Origin of the sequence: Roseovarius nitratireducens, assembly GCF_002925845.1 — a bacterium.
GTDB classification, from domain to species: domain Bacteria; phylum Pseudomonadota; class Alphaproteobacteria; order Rhodobacterales; family Rhodobacteraceae; genus Roseovarius; species Roseovarius nitratireducens.
Genome location: NZ_PDNI01000074.1, coordinates 51,344 through 70,887, shown reverse-complemented (window position 1 = coordinate 70,887; position 19,544 = coordinate 51,344). Strand labels below are relative to the sequence as shown.

Sequence of the window (19,544 nt, the reverse complement as noted above, 5' to 3'; positions counted from 1 at the left end):
GTCTCTACTCCTGCCCTGTCAGTTGGATTTCACGGTTTTCAGCCCGCCGATCAGGCGATCGAGAACGGCGTTTAGGTAAAGCCCGTTGGCCAGGTGCACCCGCAGCCCGGCGGTCGAGGGATGGTGCGCCCAGAGCGGGAACAGCGCCTGCGCCACCGCCACCAGCCCGAACGAGCCCAGCGCCAGCACGATGAGGCCCCACTCCAGCGGCCCCGGCGCGGGCGGCACGGGCAGATGCGTGCCCCAGAGCACCCCCGACAGGACGTGAAAGCCGAAATAGGCCACCGCCGCCGCCAGCGAGGCGCGCGCCGTGTGCCATGTCAGCGCGCGCGGCGCGGCATCGGCCAGGCCCTGCGCCACCAGATAGGCCACCCCGAAGATCAGGATCGCCCCCAGCGCCAGCGCCTGCGCCGATTTCGGCCCCGCGATCAAGCCGAACCCGGTGGCGACACCTGCGTAGAGCACCAGCGCCAGCGCGAAGGACCGTGCCACCGCCGACAGCCCCGGTACCGCCACCGGCCCCGGACGCCGCACCGACACCACCGCCCGCACCGCCCCGCCCGAGGCGAGGAACGCATGCGCCTTGTAGAGCGAATGCGCCACGATATGCAGCATCGCCAGCGCCCACAGACCAAGCCCGCATTGCAGCAGCATGAAGCCCATCTGCGCCACCGTGGACCACGCCAGCGCGGTCTTGACCGCCGATTGGGTCAGCATCACCGCCGCGCCAAAGATCGCGGTGAAGCCACCCAGCATCACCAGCGCGGCCATCGCGCCGGGGCTTGCCTGCACCACCTCGGCCAGCCGGATGAGCAGCAGCCCGCCGCCGTTGATGATGCCCGCGTGCAAGAGCGCCGAGACCGGAGTTGGGGCCTCCATCACCTCGGTGAGCCAGCCGTGCAGCGGAAAGGCCGCGGTCTTGAGCGCCGCCGCGATTACCAGCAGCGCCACCGCGAGCTTGGCGGCGAGCGGCAGGCCCGCGCCCGCCGCCTGCGCAATCTCCGCGATCCCGATGGTGCCAAAGGCGTGCCACAGGAGGGCTGCAGCGAGGATCAGCGCCGCGTCGCCCGCGCCCCACACGAGGGTGAACTTGGCCGCCGCGCGCCGCGCCTCGGCGCGCTCGGGGTAGAACAGCAAAAGCTGCCGGATGGCCAGGCCGGTGGCCATGAAACCGGCGGCCAGAACCGCGAGGTTCGCGGCCTGAACCTGCAGGTTCACTGCCGCCAACGCGGCCAGAAGCAGCCCGTGAAACGCCCCTTCGCGCGCCTCACCGTCGAGGTAGCTGCGCGTGTAGCGCACCACCACCCAGCCGACGAACGAGACCAGCACCACCATCGTCGCGCTCACCGCGTCGAGCCGTACAAGGCCCGCCAGCGTGACCGGACCGGCGATCACGAGTTGCGCCAGCCCCGCAACGCCAACGACCAACGCGGCCAGCGCGGCCCCCTCCGCCAGCCGCGGCAGGGCCCGCGGACGGCGACCGGGCCGGGCGATGGCAAGCGCCGAAACGGCCAGTAAAATAAGGGGTGTGAAGAGGCTCAGAGGGGGCAGGTCCATATCTTGCGTCTCCTGTTCCAGAGGTTTGCAGGAGGAGATACGGCTTGCGCGTCTTCCAGAAAATTACATATTATGGGCATTAATATTAGATAAAATAGAATAATGGCCCAACTGAACCTTCATCATCTCCGCCTGTTCCGCGCCGTCGCCCGCGACGGCACGCTGACCGGTGCCGCGCGCGGCCTCAACCTGTCGCAATCCGCGCTGTCCACGCAGTTGCGCACGCTCGAGGCGGCGCTCGGCCACGACCTGTTCGAGCGCCGCGGGCGCGGCCTCGTCCTGACCGAAGCGGGCCGCATCGCGCTCGATCACGCCGAGGCGATCTTTCGCACCGCCGACGACCTGACCGCTACGCTGGCGCAGGCCCCCGGCTCGCGCCGGGTGCTGCGGGTGGGGGCACTGTCGACCCTGTCGCGCAATTTCCAGATCGGCTTTGTCGGGCCGCTGATCGGGCGCGCCGATGTCGAGGTGGTGCTGCGCTCGGGCGCGCAGGGCGACCTTTTGCGCGGTCTGGAGGCGCTGACGCTGGACATCGTGCTCACCAACCTCGTGCCCGCGCGGGACGCGGGCAGCCCCTATCTCGTACATGCGATCTCGGAACAGCCCGTCAGCCTCGTCGGTACGCCCCCCGGTGCGGACGCGGCGCAGGATGTGGCCGGGATGCTGGCAAGCGAGCCGTTGATCCTGCCCACGCCCGAATCGGCGCTGCGGGCGGCGTTTGACGCGCTGTTGGACCGGCTGGGCGTGGTGCCCCGCATCGCCGCCGAGGCAGACGACATGGCGATGCTGCGCCTGCTGGCGCGCAGCGGTACCAGCCTTGCCGTGATCCCGCCCATCGTGGTGCGGGACGAGCTGGCCTCGGGGATGCTGGTGGAGCGCGCACGGCTTGAGGGGATCACCGAGCGGTTTCTCGCAGTGACGCTGCGCCGCCGATTCCCCAATCCGCTGGTGGCCGAGGTGCTGGACACGGCGTCGGTGTGATACGGCCCTCTTGTCGATTATGGGTCGCCAGCGCCCGGCACCAAGGCGCCGAGCACCGGCGGGAGCCCCTCACATCCCCTTGGCGATCTGGCGCAGCTCGAATTTCTGTATCTTGCCGGTCGAGGTCTTGGGCAGTTCCTGAAAGATCACCGCCTTGGGCGTCTTGAACCCGGCCAGCCGCTCGCGGGAGAAAACGATGAGGTCGGCCTCGCCAACTTCGGCCCCGTCCTTCAGCTCGACAAAGGCGCAGGGCACCTCGCCCCACTTGTCGTCGGGTTTCGCCACCACGGCACACAGCAGCACTGCCGGGTGCCGCATCAGCACGCCCTCCACCTCGACGGAGCTGATATTCTCGCCGCCCGAGATGATGATGTCCTTGGCACGATCGGCGATCTTGAGATAGCCGTCGGGATGCTGGAACGCGATGTCGCCGGAATGAAAATACCCGCCCGCAAACGCCTTCTCGGTGGCCTCGGGGTTCTTCAGGTACCCTTTCATCACGCTGTTGCCGCGAATCATGATCTCGCCGAGGCTCTCGCCGTCCATCGGGATCTGCTCCATCGTCTCGGGGTCCATCGCCGTGATGTCCTCCATCATCGGCATGAGGATGCCGGTGCGCGCCTTGATGGCATAGCGCTCGTCGTCGGACAGACCGTCCCAGCCGTGCTGCCACAGGCACTCGGTGACATGGCCATAGGTCTCGGTCAGGCCATAGACCTGCGTCACGGTAAAGCCCAGCGGCTCTATCGCCGCCAGCGTCGCGGCGGGCGGCGGGGCACCGGCGGTGAACACGTCCACCACGTGGTCGAAGTCGCGGCGTTCGTCGTCGCGGGCGTTGACGATCATGTTGAGCACGATGGGCGCGCCGCCGAAATGCGTCACCCCCTCGTCGGCGATGGCGTCATAGATGGCGCGGGCGTTGATGTCGCGGCAGCAAACCACGGTGCCGCCCAGCATCGGCATCAGCCAGACATGGTTCCAGTTGTTGCAGTGAAACAGCGGCACGATGGTCAGGTACTTGGGATAGCGCGGCAACTGCCAGCTCACCACCGTGCCCATCGTCATCAGATAGGCACCACGATGGTGACAGACCACGCCCTTGGGCCGCCCGGTGGTCCCCGAGGTATAGTTGAGCGCGAGGCTCTCCCACTCGTCCTCGGGCATGATCCAGGCAAACTCCGGGTCGCCGGTGGCGAGAAACTCCTCGTAGCTCATGTAATCGGAATGCGCGTGCACCCCCGCGCCGTCATCGGGCACCTCGATGATCGCGGGGGCGGGCCGTTCCATGATCTCCAGCGCCGCACTGAGGGTCGGCAGGAACTGCGTGTCGCACAGCACCACCCGCGCCTCGCCGTGATCGAGGATATAGGCGATGGTGTCGGCCTCGAGCCGCGTGTTGATCGCGTTGAGCACCGCCCCCGCCGCCGGCACGCCGAAATGCGCCTCGCAATGGGCGGGAATGTTGGGCAGGATGCTGGCGACCACGTCGCCCGGCTCGACCCCGATATTCACCAGCGCCGAGGCAAGCTGAGAGACGCGCGCGTGATACTCGGCATAGGTCTTGCGGTGGCCGTGATAGACCACCGCCTCGCGGTCGGGAAAGACATGAGCGGCCCGCTTCAGGTGCGACAACGGTGTGAGCGGCACGAAATTCGCCGCCGTCTTGCCGAGCCCGGTCTCGTCCTTCATCCAGCCCATCGCACGCCTCCCTTTCTTGCGTCACACGCCTTTAGGCGATTAGCAGGAAGCATCGCTCTGAGGTCAAGAGCGCGTTGGCCAAGCGGTCCCGGATTGTTCCCATTCAGCCTGAAAGCCCGGCCATGCCGCAGACGAGACGCCATTCCTCGGCCGTCACCGGCTGCACCGAGAGGCGCGAGTTGCGCACCAGAACCATCTCCGACAGGCGCGGATCGGCCTTGATCATATCGAGCGTCACCGGCTCTCGCGCACTCTCCAGCGCCTTGATGTCCACACACTCCCAGCGCGGATCGTCGGTGGTGCTGTCGGCATGCGCCTCGGCGATCACCTCTACGGTGCCGACAACCGCCTTTTCCTTTTGTGAATGGTAGAAAAAACCGCGATCGCCCACCGCCATCTCGCGCATGAAATTGCGCGCCTGGTAGTTGCGCACGCCGTCCCATTCCTCGCCCGCCTCGCCCTTGGCAAGCTGATCCTGCCATGACCAGGTGGACGGCTCGGACTTGAACAGCCAGTAGCGCATCAGATCACCTTCTTCCACGGGATCAGCTCGACGCCGGAAAACAGCTCGGCCTTGGCATAGGGGTCGTTGTTCGCCCAGTCCTGCGCCGCCTTCATGTCCTCGACATCGAGGATGATCAGCGAGCCCACCATTTCGCCCTCGTCATTCAGCAGCGGCCCGGCCTGCGACACCACGCCGGTCTCCTTGAGATAGGCGACATGGGCGTCGCGGTTGTCGAGACGGGTTTGCAGGGCGCCGGGCTTGTCGCGGGCGATAAGGGCAATCAGCATCATTCTTCCTTCAGTGGCCTGGACAGCAGCATATCCACCGCCTGCGCCACGCGCAATTCACCTGCGACCAGCGCGGCCACCGCCGCCGTCACCGGCATGTCTAGGCCCAGCGCACGGGCGCGGTGCAGCACGGCCCGCGCCGTCGCCGCCCCCTCCACGGTGATCGCCGGGTCAAAGGCATCGCCCCGCCCCAGGCTCTCGCCGTAGCGATAGTTGCGCGACTGCGCGCTCGTGCAGGTCAGCGCCAGGTCGCCGAACCCCGACAGCCCTGCCAGCGTCTCAGGGCCCGCGCCCAAGGCATGGGCCAGCCGGTTCATCTCGGCGAAACCGCGGGTCATCAGCGCGGCGCGCGCACTCTCGCCCAGCCCCGCGCCCATCACCGCGCCGCAGCCGATGGCGATCACGTTCTTGAGCGCACCGCCCAGTTCCGCGCCGATGGTATCGGTGGTGCGGTAGAGGCGCAGGGTGGGCGTGGTGAGCGTGGCTTGCAGCGCCTCTCCGGCCGCCGCATCGGCACAGGCCAGCGTTAGCGCCGTGGGCAGACCAAGGGCGATGTCGCGCGCGAAACTGGGGCCGGTGAGGATCGCCGGGGTGGCCTGCGCGCAGGTCTGCGCGATGAGGCCGGTGGGGCCGAGGCCGGTGGCGAGGTCCATCCCCTTGCAGCAGGCGACGAGGGGTCGCGACCCGAGCGCGTCGTGATGATCGCGGAGAAAACCCCCCAGCGTCTGCATCGGCATCGCCAGCAGGCAGGGGGTATCGCCGCCGGGCACCTCGCCCGAGACCATGGTGATGGCCTCGGGCAGGGCGATATCGGGCAGGCGGCGATCGTTGCGGCCCGTTGCGCGCATCTCGGCGGCATGGGCCACGTCGCGCGCCCAGAGCGTGACGGGGCCGTTTTGCGCCAGTGTCACCGCCAGGGCCGTGCCGAACGCCCCCGCGCCGCAAACCAGGATCATGCCTTGGCCCCCTTCTTGCCGCTGCCCAGCATCGCCGGGCTTGCCGCATCCAGCGGCCATCGCGGTCGCGCGGCAAGCGTCATGTCATCGCGATGGCCCAACCGGTAGAGCACGCCGCCGGCATAGGCGATCATCGCCGCGTTGTCGGTGCATAACTCAAGCGGTGGCGCAAGGAAGCGCGCGCCCGCCTGCGCCGCCACGTCTTTCAGGGCCGCACGAACGGGGCCGTTGGCCGCAACGCCCCCCGCCACCGCGATGAGCGGCGCGGGCGGCGCCTCCTCCATGTAGAGCGCCAGCGCGCGCCGGGTCTTTTCCGCCAGCACGTCGCAGACCGCTGCCTGAAACCCGGCGCAAAGATCGGCCCTGTCCTGCCGCGTCAGCCCGCCCTTTTCCGCCACGACCGAATCGCGCGCGCGCAGCACCGCCGTCTTGAGCCCGGAAAAGGACAGATCGCACCCCGCCCGGTCCAGAAGCGGGCGCGGAAACCGGAGCCGGCTCGCGTCGCCCACCGTGGAGGCGCGCTCCACCTCGGGGCCGCCCGGCTGCGGCAGGCCCAGAAGCCGCGCCACCTTGTCGAACGCCTCGCCCGGCGCGTCGTCGATGGTGCCGCCAAGGCGGCTGAAATCATCCGGCCCGCGCACGATGAGAAACTGGCAATGCCCGCCCGAGACGAGCAGCATGAGATAGGGAAAACCCGCTTTGTCGGTAAGCCGGGGTGTCAGCGCATGGCCCGCGAGGTGGTTGACCCCAACAAGCGGCAGGCCAGCGCCTGCGGCGATCCCCTTGGCGCACATCACCCCGGCGAGCACCCCGCCGATCAGCCCCGGCCCGGCGGTGACTGCCACCACGTCCACATTGGCAAGCGTAAGGCCAGCGCGCGCCATAGCCTCGCGCACCGCAAGATCGAGCTTTTCGGCATGGGCGCGGGCCGCGATCTCTGGCACCACGCCGCCGAAATCCGCATGCAACGCCGTCTGCCCGTGCACCACCGAGGACAACACTTGCGCAGAGTCGCCGTCGAGGCGCACCAACGCGGCGGCGGTATCGTCGCAACTGCTCTCGATCCCGAGTATGGTCAGCGGCGTGCTCATCCCGGCCCTGCTGCATTGCCCCGCGCGTCTGCGGCAGGTAACACCTTATCAGGAGGCTAACAACTGCGGAGCGATCATGCCCCTGCGCCTGCTCATCACCCGGCCCGAACCCGCCGCGACCCGCTTCGCCGGGGAATTGCGGGCAGAGTTTCCGGGGGCAGAGGTGCTCGTCTCGCCACTCATGCACATCACTTATGACGGCACTCTTCCCACGCTTGCCCGCGGCGAGGTGCTCATCTTCACCTCGCGGCACGGGGTCGAGGGATTCTGCCGCCTGTCGCCCCGGCGCGACCTGCCCGCCTGCGTCGTGGGCGAGGCCACGGCAGAGGAGGCGAGGCAGCGAGGCTTTTCAGTGATCGCGGTGGCCGAGGATGCCGAGGCCCTGCTCTACCTTCTCGCCGACGAAGGGGTGGCGGGGCCGTTCCTGCACGCGCGCGGCGCGCATGTAGCCGCCGATATCGCCAGCGCGCTGAGGCAGGCGGGCCACGCCGCGCGTGAGGCAATGGTCTATGACCAACAGGCGCTGCCGCTGAGCGACGCCGCCCGCACCATGCTGGAGGGCGACGCCCCCGTGATCCTTCCCCTGATGTCGCCGCGCAGCGCCGTGCTCTTCTTTGACGTGGCGGGCACCCCGCGCGCACCGCTCTTCGTCGCGGCGATCAGCCGCAACGTGGCCGCACGCATCCCCGACGGCGCGGCATCCCGCGTCTCCGTCGCCGCAACGCCAGATGCCCGCGCATTGCGCATCGTGCTGAACGATCTGGCGAAACACGCCAAGCGGGTTGAGAGCCACAAGGGGGCACAGTAAGGTCAGGTTGACAGTCGAGCGTGACAAGATTCGAGAAGGTGGCGTGCCGTGGCAAGAAAGAAGAAGTCCGAGACGGACAAACCCGAGGCGCCCGAAGGCGCAGCCGAGGATATGACCGCCCCCTCCGCCGCGGCGCAAGACACGCCCGAGACCACCGAAACGCAAGCGCCTGACACTGCATCGGATGCCGCCCTTTCCAAGGCGGGCGAGGACACGGTCGAGGATACCCCGGCCCCTGACGCGCCTGAGCAGGACTCCCCCGAAGCTGAAGAGGCACAGGAAACGGAAAGCGAGGTAGCGGAGGGTGCAGCCCCGCCTGACGCAGAGCCCGCAGACGACGCCGCGACGCCGGAGGGCGAGACCACCACGTCCCCATCGGACGAAACAGGTGAAACCCCGCAAGGCGAGGACGGAGAACACCCGGCAGAAGAGACCGGTCCACCGTCCCCTGAGCATAATGAAGAACCCACACCCGTGGTGCGTACCGAGCAGGTCACGGTGCGGCAGGGCGGGTTTTGGTCGATGTTGATCGGCGGGGTCGCGGCAGCGGGGATCGGCGTGGCGGCGGCCCCTTATATCTACCCTCACCTGCCGGTCGGGCAGGAGGCCGCACCCGCACCCACGCCCGTCGATGACGGGATCGAGACGCGGCTCGACGAGCAGGCGCAGCGGATTTCCGATCTCGGGGCACGGATCGACGGGTTGCCGGAGCCGGCAGATCCCTCCGACGAGCTGTCCGGGCTGAGCGAGACCGTGACATCCTTGGCCGAACGGGTCGCGAACCTGGAGGTTCAGCTCTCGAACCTCGAGATTCCGCAGGTGCCCGAGGCCCCGGATACCACCGCCACCGACGCGGCGCTCGACGAACTGCGTGACAGCCTCGCCGCGCAAAGCGCCGAGATCGAGGACTTGCGGGCGACGCTTCAAGCCGAGGAGCAGGTGGCCCGCGACAGTGCCCGCGCGACACTGCAGCGTGCGGCGCTCACTCGGGTGATGACCGCGCTTGACACCGGCGACGCCTTCGACACCGCGCTCACCGATCTGCGCGACACGGGGGCCACGGTGCCCGATGCACTCGCCGAGGTGGCCGAAACCGGCGTGCCGACCCGGGCGCAGCTTGTCGAGAGCTTCCCCGATGCTGCGCGCGCGGCGCTGGCGGCGGCGCGCACCTCGGATACCGGCGACGGCGCGTCGGTCGGCGACTTCCTGCGCGCGCAGCTCGGTATCCGGTCGCTCGAACCACGCGAGGGCGATGGACCGGACGCCATCCTGTCGCGCGCCGAAGCCGCGCTGGCAGAGGGGCGGACCGGCGATGCGCTGGCAGAGATCGAGACCTTGCCGAAGGACGCGCGCGCCGCCATGTCCGGCTGGGCGGCCAATGCCACCGCGCGACGCGACGCACTGGCCGCCGCCGAGGCACTGTCGGCGGAACTGAATTGAGTTTGAAAGGGCGGGTCTGATGCTTTGGTCCATCGTGAAGGTTGCAGTGTTCATCGCCCTTGTCGGGGCCATCACCTTCGGGGCGTCCTACCTGCTCGAACTCGAGGGCGGCGTGCGCATCGTCATGGCCGGGATCGAGGTCAACCTCACGCCCATCAAGGCGGTGATCGCGCTGGGCATCCTGGTGCTTGCGATCTGGCTGCTGATGAAGCTGGCAGGGATGCTGGTGGCGGTGCTGCGCTTCATCAACGGCGACGAGACAGCGCTGTCGCGCTATTTCGATCGCAACCGTCAGGAAAAGGGCTATCGCGCGTTGGGCGAGGGCGTGCTGGCGCTGGCCTCGGGCGAGGGTGACAAGGCCGTCCTGCAGGCAGCCAAGGCAGAGAAATTTCTGCACAAACCCGCGCTCACCGATCTCATCACCGCTCAGGGCGCGGAGATGGCGGGCGACAAGGCAAAGGCCGAAGCGGCGTTCAAACGCCTGCTCACCAACGAGAAAACCCGCTTCGTCGGGATACGCGGCATCCTGCGGCAAAAGCTGGAGGCAGGCGAGACCGACGCCGCGCTCAAGCTGGCCAAGACCGCGTTCGCGCTCAAGCCCCGGCAGGTCGAGATACAGGACACGCTGTTGCAGCTTCAGGCCGACAAGAGCGACTGGAAGGGCGCGCGCGCCACGCTGGGTGCCAAGCTCAAGTACGGCGCACTGCCGCGCGACGTGCACAAGCGGCGCGATGCCGTTCTGGCGCTGTCGGAGGCACGCGACGTGCTGGACGAAGGCAGGACAGTCGAGGCGCGCGAGGCGGCGATAGAGGCCAACCGGATGTCACCCGACCTCGTCCCGGCTGCCGTACTGGCCGCGCGCGGCTATGTCGAGGCCGGCAAGAAGCGCGCCGCCGTGCGCGTCATCAACAAGGCCTGGCTGATGCGGCCGCATCCCGACCTCGCCGCCGCCTTTGCGTCGATCGAGCCGGACGAGACGCCGCAGGCGCGGCTCAAGCGCTTCGCCAAGCTGCTCAAGGTGCATCCTGACGACCGCGAGACGCGGCTTCTGGAGGCGGAACTGTGCCTCGCGGCAGAGGATTTCCCGGCGGCGCGGCGCGCGCTCGGCGACCTCGCGGAGGTGGAGCCGGATGCCCGCGCGCTCACGATCATGGCGGCGATCGAGCGCGGCGAGGGTGCGTCGGATGCCGTGGTCAAGGGCTGGCTGGCGCGGGCGCTGGGCGCGCCGCGCGGCCCGCAGTGGTGCTGCGACAACTGCCAGCACATCCATGCCGAGTGGCAGCCCGTCTGCGAGAACTGTCATTCATTCGATACGCTGAGCTGGCGTGCGCCGCCCGATACGGCGGTGAGCACACCCACCGGGCTTGAGATGCTGCCGCTGCTGATCGGTCCGGTCGAAGAGCCGGCGGAAGAGGACACCGCCACCGAGGACACCGCCGGAGAGGACGAGACGGTGCCCGATGCCGAGATCGTCGAGGACGCCCCCGGGACGGATGAAGCGGAGCCGACCGGGGAGCGGCGGTGACGGCTTCGCGATGCGCCTGACACTCCGGGGTCTGGCCGTTCTGACGGCACTGGGCGTCATTCTTGGCGTGTTTCTGATCTCGCTCGGCTTCTTCCGCTCGGAAGAACAGGCCAAGGCGGAGGGCCGCCTGTCGCTCTATCGCAGCATGGTGATATCGGAGATCGAGCGGTTTTCGCACCTGACCTATGTGTTGGCGCGGGACCGGCACGTGATGGACACCGCCGCCGGGCGCGCAACGGATGTGCTTGACCGCAGGCTTGCGGCCTTTGCCGCGGAATCGGGGCTCGACGCGATCTATCTCATGCGCCCCGACGGCGTGACCATCGCCGCCTCTAATGCCGGGACACCGGAAAGCTTTGTGGGGCAAGATTACGGATTCCGGCCCTATTTCCAGACCGCGCTCGCCGGTGGACAGGGACGGTTCTACGGGATCGGCGCGACGACCGGCCTGCCGGGTTATTTCATTGCAGATCCGGTACGTGGAAACGGCGGAGAGACTCTGGGCGTGATCGCGATCAAGCTTGACCTCACCGATCTGGAGGAGACGTGGCGCGCGGCGGGAGAGCAGGTGTTGCTCGCCAACCGCGACGGCGTGGTTCTGTTGTCGTCCGATCCCGGCTGGCGGTATCGCGCGCTCGGCACGCTGGATACGAAACAGCGCGCGCGGATCGCGCGGGATCGGCAATTTCCGGGGCAGGAACTCGGGCCGCTCGACTGGCGGCCCGCCGAGGACCGGCGCGCCGTGATCGGCGGGGCCGAGCGGCTGCACCTTTCCGGCACGTTGACCCCGCATGGCTGGGTTCTGCACTACTTTGCCGATGACAGCGCGGCGGTGACGCGAAGCTGGCTTCTGGCCGGGATCGTGACGACGCTGGCCGGGGGCGGGCTGCTTGCGTCGCAGGTGCGGCGCACTAGGCGAATCGGGGCGGCGCTGCGCCGGTCCGAGGCGGAGGAGGCGCAGCTTCGCGAGGCCAACGAACGGCTGGCAGTCGAGATCGAGGAACGCCGGGCAGCCGAACGGCGGCTGGCACGGACACAGGACGAGCTTGAACGCGCAAGCCGTCTGGCAGCGCTGGGACAGTTGGCCGCCTCGGTTACGCATGAGCTTGGGCAGCCGATTGCCGCGATGCGCAATCACCTCACGGCGGCGGAGATCGGCGGGCAGGGCGAGGGGCGGCTCGCGCCGCGGATCGCCGCTATCGTTGACCGGATGGAAGGGATCACCCGTCAGCTCAAGTTCTTTGCCCGCAATGACCGCGAGGAATTCGGCCCGGTCGACCTGTTCGCCGCGGTGCAAGCAGCGCTGGCGCTGGTGGAGCCCAATATCGCACGGGTCGCGGCCACGGTATCGGTGACCGCCCCTGATAAACCGGTGACCGTGCGCGGTAATCAGCTTCGGATCGAGCAGGTGCTGACCAACGTGTTGCGTAACGCTATCGACGCGGTCGAAGATCGCGACGTGCGGCGGATCGAGGTACTGGTCGCGCTGCGCGACGGCGCGGGTCGGGTCGAGGTGCGCGATACCGGCCACGGGCTGGGACAGGCCCGGCTCGAGGACTTGCAGGAGCCGTTTGTCACGACCCGCGAAAGCGGGCGCGGCATGGGGCTCGGGCTTGCCATCTCGGCCAATATCGTTCGCGCGCATGAGGGGCGGATCAGCGCCCGCGACGCCGAAGGCGGCGGCGCGGTGTTCTGCATCGACATCCCGCAGGAACGCGACGACGCCGGAGCGAGCGCGGCGTGAGCGGTCCGGCGATCCCCCGCATCCTCGTTGTCGAGGATGACCGCGCAATGCGCCTGTCGCTGGTCGATCTGCTCGATGCGTCGGGCTGGCAGGTGGAGGCGCTGCCGCGCGCCGAGCGGCTGATCGAGCGGCTGGCGGAGTTTCAGCCGGATGTGATCCTGTCGGATGTGCGGATGCCGGGCATGTCGGGGCTCGAGCTTCTGGACAGTCTGGACCGCGATCTCGCGCCGCCGCTGGTGCTGATTTCGGCGCATGGCGATATCGCGATGGCCGTCGATGCAATGCAGCGCGGCGCCTACAGTTTCGTCGAAAAGCCCTATGAGCCGCGCCGCTTGCTCAACATCCTGCGCCATGCCGCCGATCAGCACGCAATGCGCCGCACCAATGCGCGGCTCAAGACGCGGCTGATGCAGCTATCAGGCCTGGACCGGGTACTGCTCGGGCAGACGCCCGAGACCGTTGCCCTGCGCGAGGACGTTCTGGACCTGTCGCAAAGCGGCGCGGCGGTGATGTTGCAGGGCGAGACCGGCACCGGCAAGGAACTGGTGGCACGCGCGCTGCATGACCTGGGCACGCAGGCCGAGGGGCCGTTCGTGGCGCTCAACTGCGCCGCGCTCGCGATCGAGGGCTTCGAGGCCGAGATGTTCGGCACCGGGGGCGGAGCCAAGGGACGCTTGCAGGGCGCGGATGGCGGCACGCTGTTCCTGGATGAAATCTGCACCTGCCCGATGCCGGTGCAGGCCAAGCTGTTGCGGGTGATCGAGGACAAGCAGGTTCTGCCGCTGGGGGCGGAGACGCCGGTGCCGCTGTCGTTCCGGGTGATCTCGGCCACCAACGAGGACGCAGAAGAGGCGGTGCGCGACGGGCGGCTGCGCGCCGATCTGCTCTATCGGCTCAATACCACGGTGATCACCCTGCCCACGCTGCGGCAGCGGCGGGATGACGTGATGCTTCTGGCAGCGCGGTTCCTCGACGAGTTCGCCCGCGTCTACGAGACCCGCGTGCCCGACCTGACGCCCGAGGACAGCGCCGCGCTGCTGGCCCATGACTGGCCGGGCAATGTGCGCGAACTGCGCAATGTCTGCGAGCGCCGGGTGCTCATGGCGCGGCGCGGCGGAGGTTCGGTCGCGCAGGCACTGCGGCGCGACCCGGTGAGCGACGATGTGCCTGACACGCTGCGCGCCGCCGTCGCGGCGTTTGAGCGCGAGCTGATCGCCAAGGCGATCACCGCACACGAGGGTCGTATGGACGCGGTGGCGGAAACGCTCGGCATCGGGCGACGCACCCTCAACGAGAAGATCGTCAAGCTGGGACTGGACAAGGAGGCGCTGCTGTAGTCACCTTGCGGATATCCGCAGGGCGGCTGCCGGGGCATGCGCGGTTTTCTTCATAGCCATCGGGACGGGCATGTCCCAAGGTAGCGGCCATCATGACGCATGAAATCTGGGAGGAAAACCATGCAGAAATATCTCAGCTATACCGCCGTGGCCGCAATCAGCCTTGCCTTTGCCGGTGAGGCGATGGCAACCGAGTGGAATGTTTCGCTCTGGGGCAAGCGCCGCGCATTCACCGAGCATGTCGAGAAGATGGCCGAGCTTGTGAGCGCCAAGACCGACGGCGATTTCACCCTCAACATCAGCTATGGCGGCCTCAGCAACAACCGCGAGAACCTCGACGGTATCTCCATCGGGGCGTTCGAGATGGCGCAGTTCTGTGCCGGCTATCACCGCGACAAGAACCCGTCGATCACCGTGCTGGAGCTGCCTTTCCTGGGCGTCGAGACGCTGGATCAGGAGCGCAAGCTGTCGATGGCGCTCTATGATCACCCGGCAGTCGAGGCCGATCTCGCGCGCTGGAACGCGACGCTGCTGATGCCTTCGCCGATGCCGCAATACAACCTCGTGGGCATGGGCGACGCCCCCCGCAGCCTCGGCGATTTCGAGGGGCTGAGCGTGCGCGCCACCGGCGGGATCGGTGCGGCGATGGAGGCCGTGGGCGCGGTGCCCACCTCGATGACCGCAACCGAGGTGCGGCAGGCGATGGACAGTGGCGTGGTCAAGGCCGTGGCCTTTGCCCCGCACGCGCACATGGCCTTCGGCACCATCGAGAACGGCGACTGGTGGACCGCGAACCTCAACCCCGGCACGGTTAATTGCCCGGTCGTGGCCAATACCGATGCGCTCGAAGGACTATCTGACGAACATCGCGAGGCGCTGTTGGGCTCGATCGACGAAGCGCTCGACCACTATGTCGACAACTACACGAACAACACGATGGAAGCCTGGGGCCCGGCGCTCGAAGAGCGCGGGATCGAGGTCATCAGCTTCGACGAGGCGTCACTCAAGGCGTTCGAAGAGGCCGTGGCCGGTCCCGCCGCGGCGGCGTGGATCGAGGACATGGGAAACCGCGGCCTGCCCGCGCAGGATCTCTATGACTTCGCCACCGACAAGCTCGCCGAGCTGAAGGGTGGCTCCTGAGCCTGACCGCTCTGGCCCGCTGCGCAAGAACCGCAGCGGGCCGATTCATTCAGGTATAGCGGGGGAGATGAGACATGGCGGGCGTGGCCTCTGTGCTGTCGGACGACAGCACGCTAAGCAGGCTTGATCTTGGGCTCTACCGGGTCGAGCGGCAACTCGCTCTGCTGAGCGGAATCGCGGTGTTCTCGCTCATGGTGCTGGCGGTCTTTTCCGTGGGCGGGCGCAATTTCTTCAATCAACCGCTGTCCGGCTATGTCGACTGGATCGAGCAGATCATGCCGCTCATCGCCTTTATGGGCGTGGCCTACACACAGCGCGACGGTGGCCATATCCGCATGGATATCTTCGTCGGTCTGTTTCAGGGCCGCGCGCTATGGCTGATCGAGTTGATCACGACGCTGGCGGTCCTGCTGCTGATGCTGCTGCTGGTCTGGGGAAGCTGGGCGCATTTCGAGCGCAGTTTCGACTGGGACGCACCGCTGTGGAGCCGCGACAGCACGATCGACATCGCGCTGCCGATCTGGCCCGCCAAGATTCTCGCGCCGATTGCCTTTGGCGTGCTGTCGCTGCGGCTGGCGCTTCAGGTCTGGGGGTTTGCGCGCGCGCTTGTCACCGGGGCGGAGCGCCCGGTCGCCGTGCCGCTGATCGAGGACGTGGCGACACAGGCCGCCCGCGAGGCCGCGCATGTCAGCGGCCATGACGAATAAGGAACCCACCTGATGGAACCGATCGATATCGGGCTTGTTGTGACCGGTCTGATGCTGGTCGTCGTGATCCTCGGGATGCGCGTGGCCTTTGCCGCAGCACTCGCCGGTGTGGTCGGGCTGATCTGGATTTTCTGGTCCAAGAAGGGCTATGCAGGGGATGAATTCATCTGGGCGCTGACCGTTGCCGTCAAGACCGCGGGTCAGGTGCCGCATTCCAAGGTCAGCTCGCAGGCGCTGAGCCTCATCCCCACCTTCATCATGATCGGCTATCTCGCCTATTACGCGGGGCTGACCAAGGCGCTCTTCGAGGCAGCGAAGCGCTGGATCGCCTGGGTGCCGGGGGGCCTCGCGGTCTCGACCGTCTTTGCCACCGCGGGGTTTGCCGCCGTGTCCGGCGCGAGCGTGGCGACGGCGGCAGTGTTTGCCCGCATCGCCATTCCCGAGATGCTCAAGATCGGCTATGACAAGCGGTTCGCGGCGGGCGTGGTGGCGGCGGGCGGAACCCTGGCGAGCCTCATACCGCCATCAGCGCTCCTGGTGATCTACGCGATCATCGTCGAGCAGGACGTGGGCAAGCTCTTGCTCGCGGGCTTCATTCCCGGCGTCTTTTCGGCCTTTGTCTATGCGTTTCTCATCATCGGGCTGGCGCTGACGATCAAGGGGTTCGGCCCCCCGGTGAGCGGCTTTACCTGGCGCGAGCGCTTTGCCTCGCTGCCACCTGCCCTGCCCATCGTCTTCGTCGTCGTGACGATCATCTTCTTCGTCTATAACCCGTTCGGCGGCGATGCCTGGGGCACGCCCACCGAGGGCGGTGCGATCGGGGCCTTCGTCGTGTTCCTCATGGCGGTTTATCGCGGGATGCGCTGGGCGGAGTTGAAGGATGCGCTGCTGGAGACAGCCAAGCTCTCGGTGATGATCTTCACCATCATCTGGGGGGTGCTGATCTATGTGCGCTTTCTCGGCTTCGCCGATCTGCCGTCGGCCTTCGCCGACTGGATCACCTCTCTCACCCTGTCGCCGATGCTGATCCTGATCTGCATCCTGCTCGCCTATGCGGTGCTGGGCATGTTCATGGATGCAATCGGCATGCTGCTGCTGACGCTGCCGGTGGTCTACCCGGCGGTGATGGCGCTCAACGGCGGGGCGATGGTCTCTGCCGCGGACAGCACCTTCGGCATGTCGGGGCCGATGTGCGCGGTCTGGTTCGGTATCCTCGTGGTGAAGATGGCCGAATTCTGCCTCATCACCCCGCCCATCGGCCTCAACTGTTTCGTGGTGGCCGGCGTGCGGCCCGACCTGAGCGTGCAGGACGTGTTTCGCGGCGTCACACCGTTCTTTGTCGCCGACGCTGTCACTATCGCGCTTCTGGTCGCGTTCCCGGCGATCGTGCTGTGGCTGCCAGGGCTGGCCTGAACCGGTAAAACTTGACGAATTAACAGCACGTTAAACGGTCATGTGCTACCCCTTGTTCCGGGTGTGAAACAGGTGGTGAGTTATGGACGCGCGCAGCAATGCGGCGCCGGTCATCATCAAACGGAAGAAGGTCGTCAGTGGCGGCGGGCATCATGGGGGTGCCTGGAAGGTGGCATATGCCGACTTCGTCACCGCGATGATGGCGTTCTTCCTGCTGATGTGGCTTCTTGGCGCGACAACCGAAAAACAACGCAAGGGCATCGCCGACTACTTTAGCCCGACCGTGCCGATAAATCGGGTATCCGGCGGCGGCAGCGGCGCGTTCGGTGGCGATACCATCTTCTCCGAACAGAGCCTGGCCAAGAGCGGAACCGGCGCGGAGAACCTGCATAGTACCGAAAGCCACCAGGCCCGCGGCGATACCGGCGTGATGAGCGACGGGGCGAGTGTCAGGTTAACCGAAGCGGACGCCGCCGCATTCTCCGAAATCGACGACCGGCTCCGGGGCCGCAGCGGCGAGAGCCTCGCCTCCGATGACGTGCTCCGCCACATCGTGACCCGGGTCACCGACGAGGGGCTCATCATCGAGATATTCGACGTGGGCGACGCGACGCTTTTCGTGTCTGATCAAAGTGAGCCGACCGACACCTTGCGCGAGATCGCGCGAGTCATCGCAATGGTTGCCACTCCGATTGTCAACGACATCGCCATCGCCGGACATACCCGCGCGCGGCCTGTCACCCTTGTCGAGAATCCGGTCTGGGACCTGTCGGCGGCACGCGCTAACCGGGCGCGGATTCTGATTGAGGATTCGGGAATCGCGCGCGCACGCATGCGTCGGCTCACCGGCCATGCCGACCGCTCTCCGGCAACGGCGGATCCCATGTCGCCGCGCAACAACCGTCTGGAGGTGACGTTCCTGCGATCTCTCTAACAACACTTGATTTTAGCGATTAGCGCGATGTTAAGGCAACGCGCCTATGACTGTGTCGAGACGATGCTCGATCCAGTTGAAAGGCGTGCCCATGACAATTTCCTCTTCCCTGAATGCCGGCGTCGCGGGGCTCAGTGCCAACGCATCCCGCCTGGCGGCGATCTCCGACAATATCGCCAATGCCTCGACCTTCGGCTATCGCCGCGTCGAGACGAGTTTTGACTCGCTTGTCGTCAGTGGCAACGGCGGGAATTACGCGGCGGGCGGCGTGCGCGCGACCACGGAACGGCTCATCGACCAGGGCGGCTCGCTCGTCACAACCGACAACCCCACCGATCTCGCGGTGCGCGGGCGCGGCTTCATACCCGTTGCGTCGAGCAGCGAAGTCGCGGTCTCGAACGGCACGCCGCAGATGCTCCTTACGACGACCGGATCGTTTCGCACCGATGCCGAGGGACGGCTCGTCACGGCGTCTGGCCTGACGCTCCTTGGTTGGCCCGCCAGTCCCGATGGCTCGATTCCCTCTTTCCCGCGGGACACCAGCGAAGGTCTGGTTCCGGTCCAGATCAATGCTAACCAACTGACCAGCGAACCGACAACGGCAATCACCCTCGGTGTCAATCTTCCGGCGACCGAAACCAACGCGGAGGCCGATGGTGCCCCGCAGCAACTGTCGATCGAGTATTTCGACAATCTTGGCCGGTCGGAAACTATCCAAGCGTCCTTCACACCGCAGATTCCGGCAAACGGCACGTCCAATATCTGGACCATGACCCTCAGAGATTCGGCGAGCGGCAATGCCGTCATCGGCGAGTACGAGCTCGAATTCGCCGATTCGCGAGCCGCGGGCGGCACCCTGCTCGAAGTGACCACTATCAGCGGCGGGGCTTACGATCCGGCCACGGGCAGCCTGATCGCAACCGTCGATGGTGGCCCGATCGAGATCAGTATCGGGCGCCCGGGCACGACCGAAGGACTCACACAGCTCTCCGACAGCTTCGCTCCGCTCTCCATTTCCAAGGACGGCTCACCCGTCGGGAACATGGTGTCCATCGAGGTCGATGGCAACGGGTTTGTCCACGCCACGTTCGACACCGGTGTGACACGAACGATCTTCCAGGTTCCGCTCGTCGACCTGCCCAATCCGAATGGGATGGTGGCCCTCGATCGCCAGACCTACCGGCCCTCCCTCGACAGCGGCAACTTCTTTCTCTGGGATGCCGGCGGCGGCCCGACCGGCGATCTCATTTCCTTCTCCCGGCAGGGATCGGCCACCGATGTCGCGCGCGAGCTGACCGACATGATCCAGACGCAGCGCTCCTATTCTTCCAATGCGCGCGTGATCCAGACCGTCGACGAGATGCTGCAGGAAACGACCAACATCATCCGCTGATTGCCGACCCTCGCGTAAAGGACCAGAC

Annotated in this window: 17 protein-coding genes; 11 read left to right on the top strand and 6 right to left on the bottom strand. The window is 67.0% G+C overall.

Features of this window, described 5'->3' with window-relative positions; translation table 11 throughout:
* Positions 1-18: 18 nt before the first annotated feature.
* Positions 19-1,557 (bottom strand): proton-conducting transporter transmembrane domain-containing protein, encoded by a 1,539-nt coding sequence (locus tag CRJ03_RS16700; RefSeq protein WP_104020006.1) that lies wholly within the window; start codon positions 1,555-1,557, stop codon positions 19-21.
* Between the two features lie 102 nt (positions 1,558-1,659).
* On the opposite strand from CRJ03_RS16700, the gene CRJ03_RS16695 reads away from it, so the two are divergent.
* Positions 1,660-2,538, top strand: coding sequence for a LysR family transcriptional regulator (locus tag CRJ03_RS16695; protein WP_104020005.1), 879 nt, complete (start codon positions 1,660-1,662; stop codon positions 2,536-2,538).
* Positions 2,539-2,607: 69 nt separating this feature from the next.
* Here the strand turns inward: CRJ03_RS16695 and CRJ03_RS16690 are convergent, their stop codons facing one another.
* The 5 genes from CRJ03_RS16690 to tsaD all read right to left on the bottom strand — a co-directional run bounded on the left by CRJ03_RS16690 (position 2,608) and on the right by tsaD (position 7,075).
* Positions 2,608-4,236 (bottom strand): AMP-binding protein, encoded by a 1,629-nt coding sequence (locus CRJ03_RS16690; protein WP_104020004.1) that lies wholly within the window; start codon positions 4,234-4,236, stop codon positions 2,608-2,610.
* A gap of 103 nt (positions 4,237-4,339) precedes the next feature.
* Positions 4,340-4,759 carry an EVE domain-containing protein gene (locus CRJ03_RS16685; RefSeq protein WP_104020003.1) on the bottom strand — a complete coding sequence of 140 codons (420 nt, stop codon included), beginning with the start codon at positions 4,757-4,759 and terminating at the stop codon, positions 4,340-4,342.
* Positions 4,759-5,028 (bottom strand): YciI family protein, encoded by a 270-nt coding sequence (locus CRJ03_RS16680; protein WP_104020002.1) that lies wholly within the window; start codon positions 5,026-5,028, stop codon positions 4,759-4,761. The genes CRJ03_RS16685 and CRJ03_RS16680 overlap by 1 nt, the downstream gene beginning before the upstream one ends.
* Complete coding sequence (locus tag CRJ03_RS16675) at positions 5,028-5,984, bottom strand: NAD(P)H-dependent glycerol-3-phosphate dehydrogenase (protein ID WP_104020001.1); 957 nt, start codon at positions 5,982-5,984, stop codon at positions 5,028-5,030. Before CRJ03_RS16675 ends, CRJ03_RS16680 begins: the two co-directional genes overlap by 1 nt.
* The gene (gene tsaD / locus CRJ03_RS16670) at positions 5,981-7,075 is read right to left on the bottom strand and encodes a tRNA (adenosine(37)-N6)-threonylcarbamoyltransferase complex transferase subunit TsaD (protein ID WP_104020000.1); all 1,095 of its coding nucleotides are present in this window, start codon (positions 7,073-7,075) and stop codon (positions 5,981-5,983) included. Before tsaD ends, CRJ03_RS16675 begins: the two co-directional genes overlap by 4 nt.
* A gap of 76 nt (positions 7,076-7,151) precedes the next feature.
* On the opposite strand from tsaD, the gene CRJ03_RS16665 reads away from it, so the two are divergent.
* The 10 genes from CRJ03_RS16665 to CRJ03_RS16620 all read left to right on the top strand — a co-directional run bounded on the left by CRJ03_RS16665 (position 7,152) and on the right by CRJ03_RS16620 (position 19,516).
* Entirely contained in the window at positions 7,152-7,883 is a 732-nt protein-coding gene (locus CRJ03_RS16665) for a uroporphyrinogen-III synthase (protein WP_104019999.1), read from the top strand.
* 48 nt (positions 7,884-7,931) lie between these two features.
* Positions 7,932-9,323, top strand: coding sequence for a COG4223 family protein (locus CRJ03_RS16660; protein WP_104019998.1), 1,392 nt, complete (start codon positions 7,932-7,934; stop codon positions 9,321-9,323).
* 19 nt (positions 9,324-9,342) lie between these two features.
* Entirely contained in the window at positions 9,343-10,848 is a 1,506-nt protein-coding gene (locus CRJ03_RS16655; RefSeq protein ID WP_104019997.1) for a heme biosynthesis protein HemY, read from the top strand.
* Between the two features lie 10 nt (positions 10,849-10,858).
* A complete protein-coding gene (locus CRJ03_RS16650; protein WP_104020182.1) occupies positions 10,859-12,592 on the top strand; it encodes a sensor histidine kinase in 1,734 nt (577 codons plus the stop codon).
* Complete coding sequence (locus CRJ03_RS16645) at positions 12,589-13,929, top strand: sigma-54-dependent transcriptional regulator (RefSeq protein WP_276308238.1); 1,341 nt, start codon at positions 12,589-12,591, stop codon at positions 13,927-13,929. The genes CRJ03_RS16650 and CRJ03_RS16645 overlap by 4 nt, the downstream gene beginning before the upstream one ends.
* Before the next feature lie 120 nt (positions 13,930-14,049).
* On the top strand, positions 14,050-15,069 hold the full coding sequence (gene dctP, locus CRJ03_RS16640; protein WP_104019996.1) for a TRAP transporter substrate-binding protein DctP: 1,020 nt from the start codon (positions 14,050-14,052) through the stop codon (positions 15,067-15,069).
* 74 nt (positions 15,070-15,143) lie between these two features.
* A complete protein-coding gene (locus CRJ03_RS16635) occupies positions 15,144-15,776 on the top strand; it encodes a TRAP transporter small permease subunit (protein WP_104019995.1) in 633 nt (210 codons plus the stop codon).
* Between the two features lie 12 nt (positions 15,777-15,788).
* Complete coding sequence (locus CRJ03_RS16630) at positions 15,789-17,189, top strand: TRAP transporter large permease (protein ID WP_104019994.1); 1,401 nt, start codon at positions 15,789-15,791, stop codon at positions 17,187-17,189.
* Between the two features lie 82 nt (positions 17,190-17,271).
* Positions 17,272-18,123, top strand: a complete 852-nt coding sequence (locus CRJ03_RS16625; RefSeq protein ID WP_104019993.1) for a flagellar motor protein MotB — start codon at positions 17,272-17,274, stop codon at positions 18,121-18,123.
* A 91-nt stretch (positions 18,124-18,214) separates the two neighbouring features.
* On the top strand, positions 18,215-19,516 hold the full coding sequence (locus CRJ03_RS16620; RefSeq protein ID WP_104019992.1) for a flagellar hook protein FlgE: 1,302 nt from the start codon (positions 18,215-18,217) through the stop codon (positions 19,514-19,516).
* Positions 19,517-19,544: the final 28 nt, after the last annotated feature.

What these genes read in the sequence shown, in the direction of transcription:
- CRJ03_RS16680 (WP_104020002.1), bottom strand. Translation starts at nt 5,028, where the DNA reads ATGCTGATTGCCCTTATCGCCCGCGACAAGCCCGGCGCCCTGCAAACC.
- CRJ03_RS16625 (WP_104019993.1), top strand. Translation starts at nt 17,272, where the DNA reads ATGGACGCGCGCAGCAATGCGGCGCCGGTCATCATCAAACGGAAGAAG.
- CRJ03_RS16685 (WP_104020003.1), bottom strand. Translation starts at nt 4,759, where the DNA reads ATGCGCTACTGGCTGTTCAAGTCCGAGCCGTCCACCTGGTCATGGCAG.
- CRJ03_RS16695 (WP_104020005.1), top strand. Translation starts at nt 1,660, where the DNA reads ATGGCCCAACTGAACCTTCATCATCTCCGCCTGTTCCGCGCCGTCGCC.
- CRJ03_RS16665 (WP_104019999.1), top strand. Translation starts at nt 7,152, where the DNA reads ATGCCCCTGCGCCTGCTCATCACCCGGCCCGAACCCGCCGCGACCCGC.
- CRJ03_RS16675 (WP_104020001.1), bottom strand. Translation starts at nt 5,984, where the DNA reads ATGATCCTGGTTTGCGGCGCGGGGGCGTTCGGCACGGCCCTGGCGGTG.
- CRJ03_RS16700 (WP_104020006.1), bottom strand. Translation starts at nt 1,557, where the DNA reads ATGGACCTGCCCCCTCTGAGCCTCTTCACACCCCTTATTTTACTGGCC.
- CRJ03_RS16620 (WP_104019992.1), top strand. Translation starts at nt 18,215, where the DNA reads ATGACAATTTCCTCTTCCCTGAATGCCGGCGTCGCGGGGCTCAGTGCC.
- CRJ03_RS16650 (WP_104020182.1), top strand. Translation starts at nt 10,859, where the DNA reads ATGCGCCTGACACTCCGGGGTCTGGCCGTTCTGACGGCACTGGGCGTC.
- CRJ03_RS16635 (WP_104019995.1), top strand. Translation starts at nt 15,144, where the DNA reads ATGGCGGGCGTGGCCTCTGTGCTGTCGGACGACAGCACGCTAAGCAGG.
- dctP (WP_104019996.1), top strand. Translation starts at nt 14,050, where the DNA reads ATGCAGAAATATCTCAGCTATACCGCCGTGGCCGCAATCAGCCTTGCC.
- CRJ03_RS16630 (WP_104019994.1), top strand. Translation starts at nt 15,789, where the DNA reads ATGGAACCGATCGATATCGGGCTTGTTGTGACCGGTCTGATGCTGGTC.
- CRJ03_RS16690 (WP_104020004.1), bottom strand. Translation starts at nt 4,236, where the DNA reads ATGGGCTGGATGAAGGACGAGACCGGGCTCGGCAAGACGGCGGCGAAT.
- CRJ03_RS16655 (WP_104019997.1), top strand. Translation starts at nt 9,343, where the DNA reads ATGCTTTGGTCCATCGTGAAGGTTGCAGTGTTCATCGCCCTTGTCGGG.
- tsaD (WP_104020000.1), bottom strand. Translation starts at nt 7,075, where the DNA reads ATGAGCACGCCGCTGACCATACTCGGGATCGAGAGCAGTTGCGACGAT.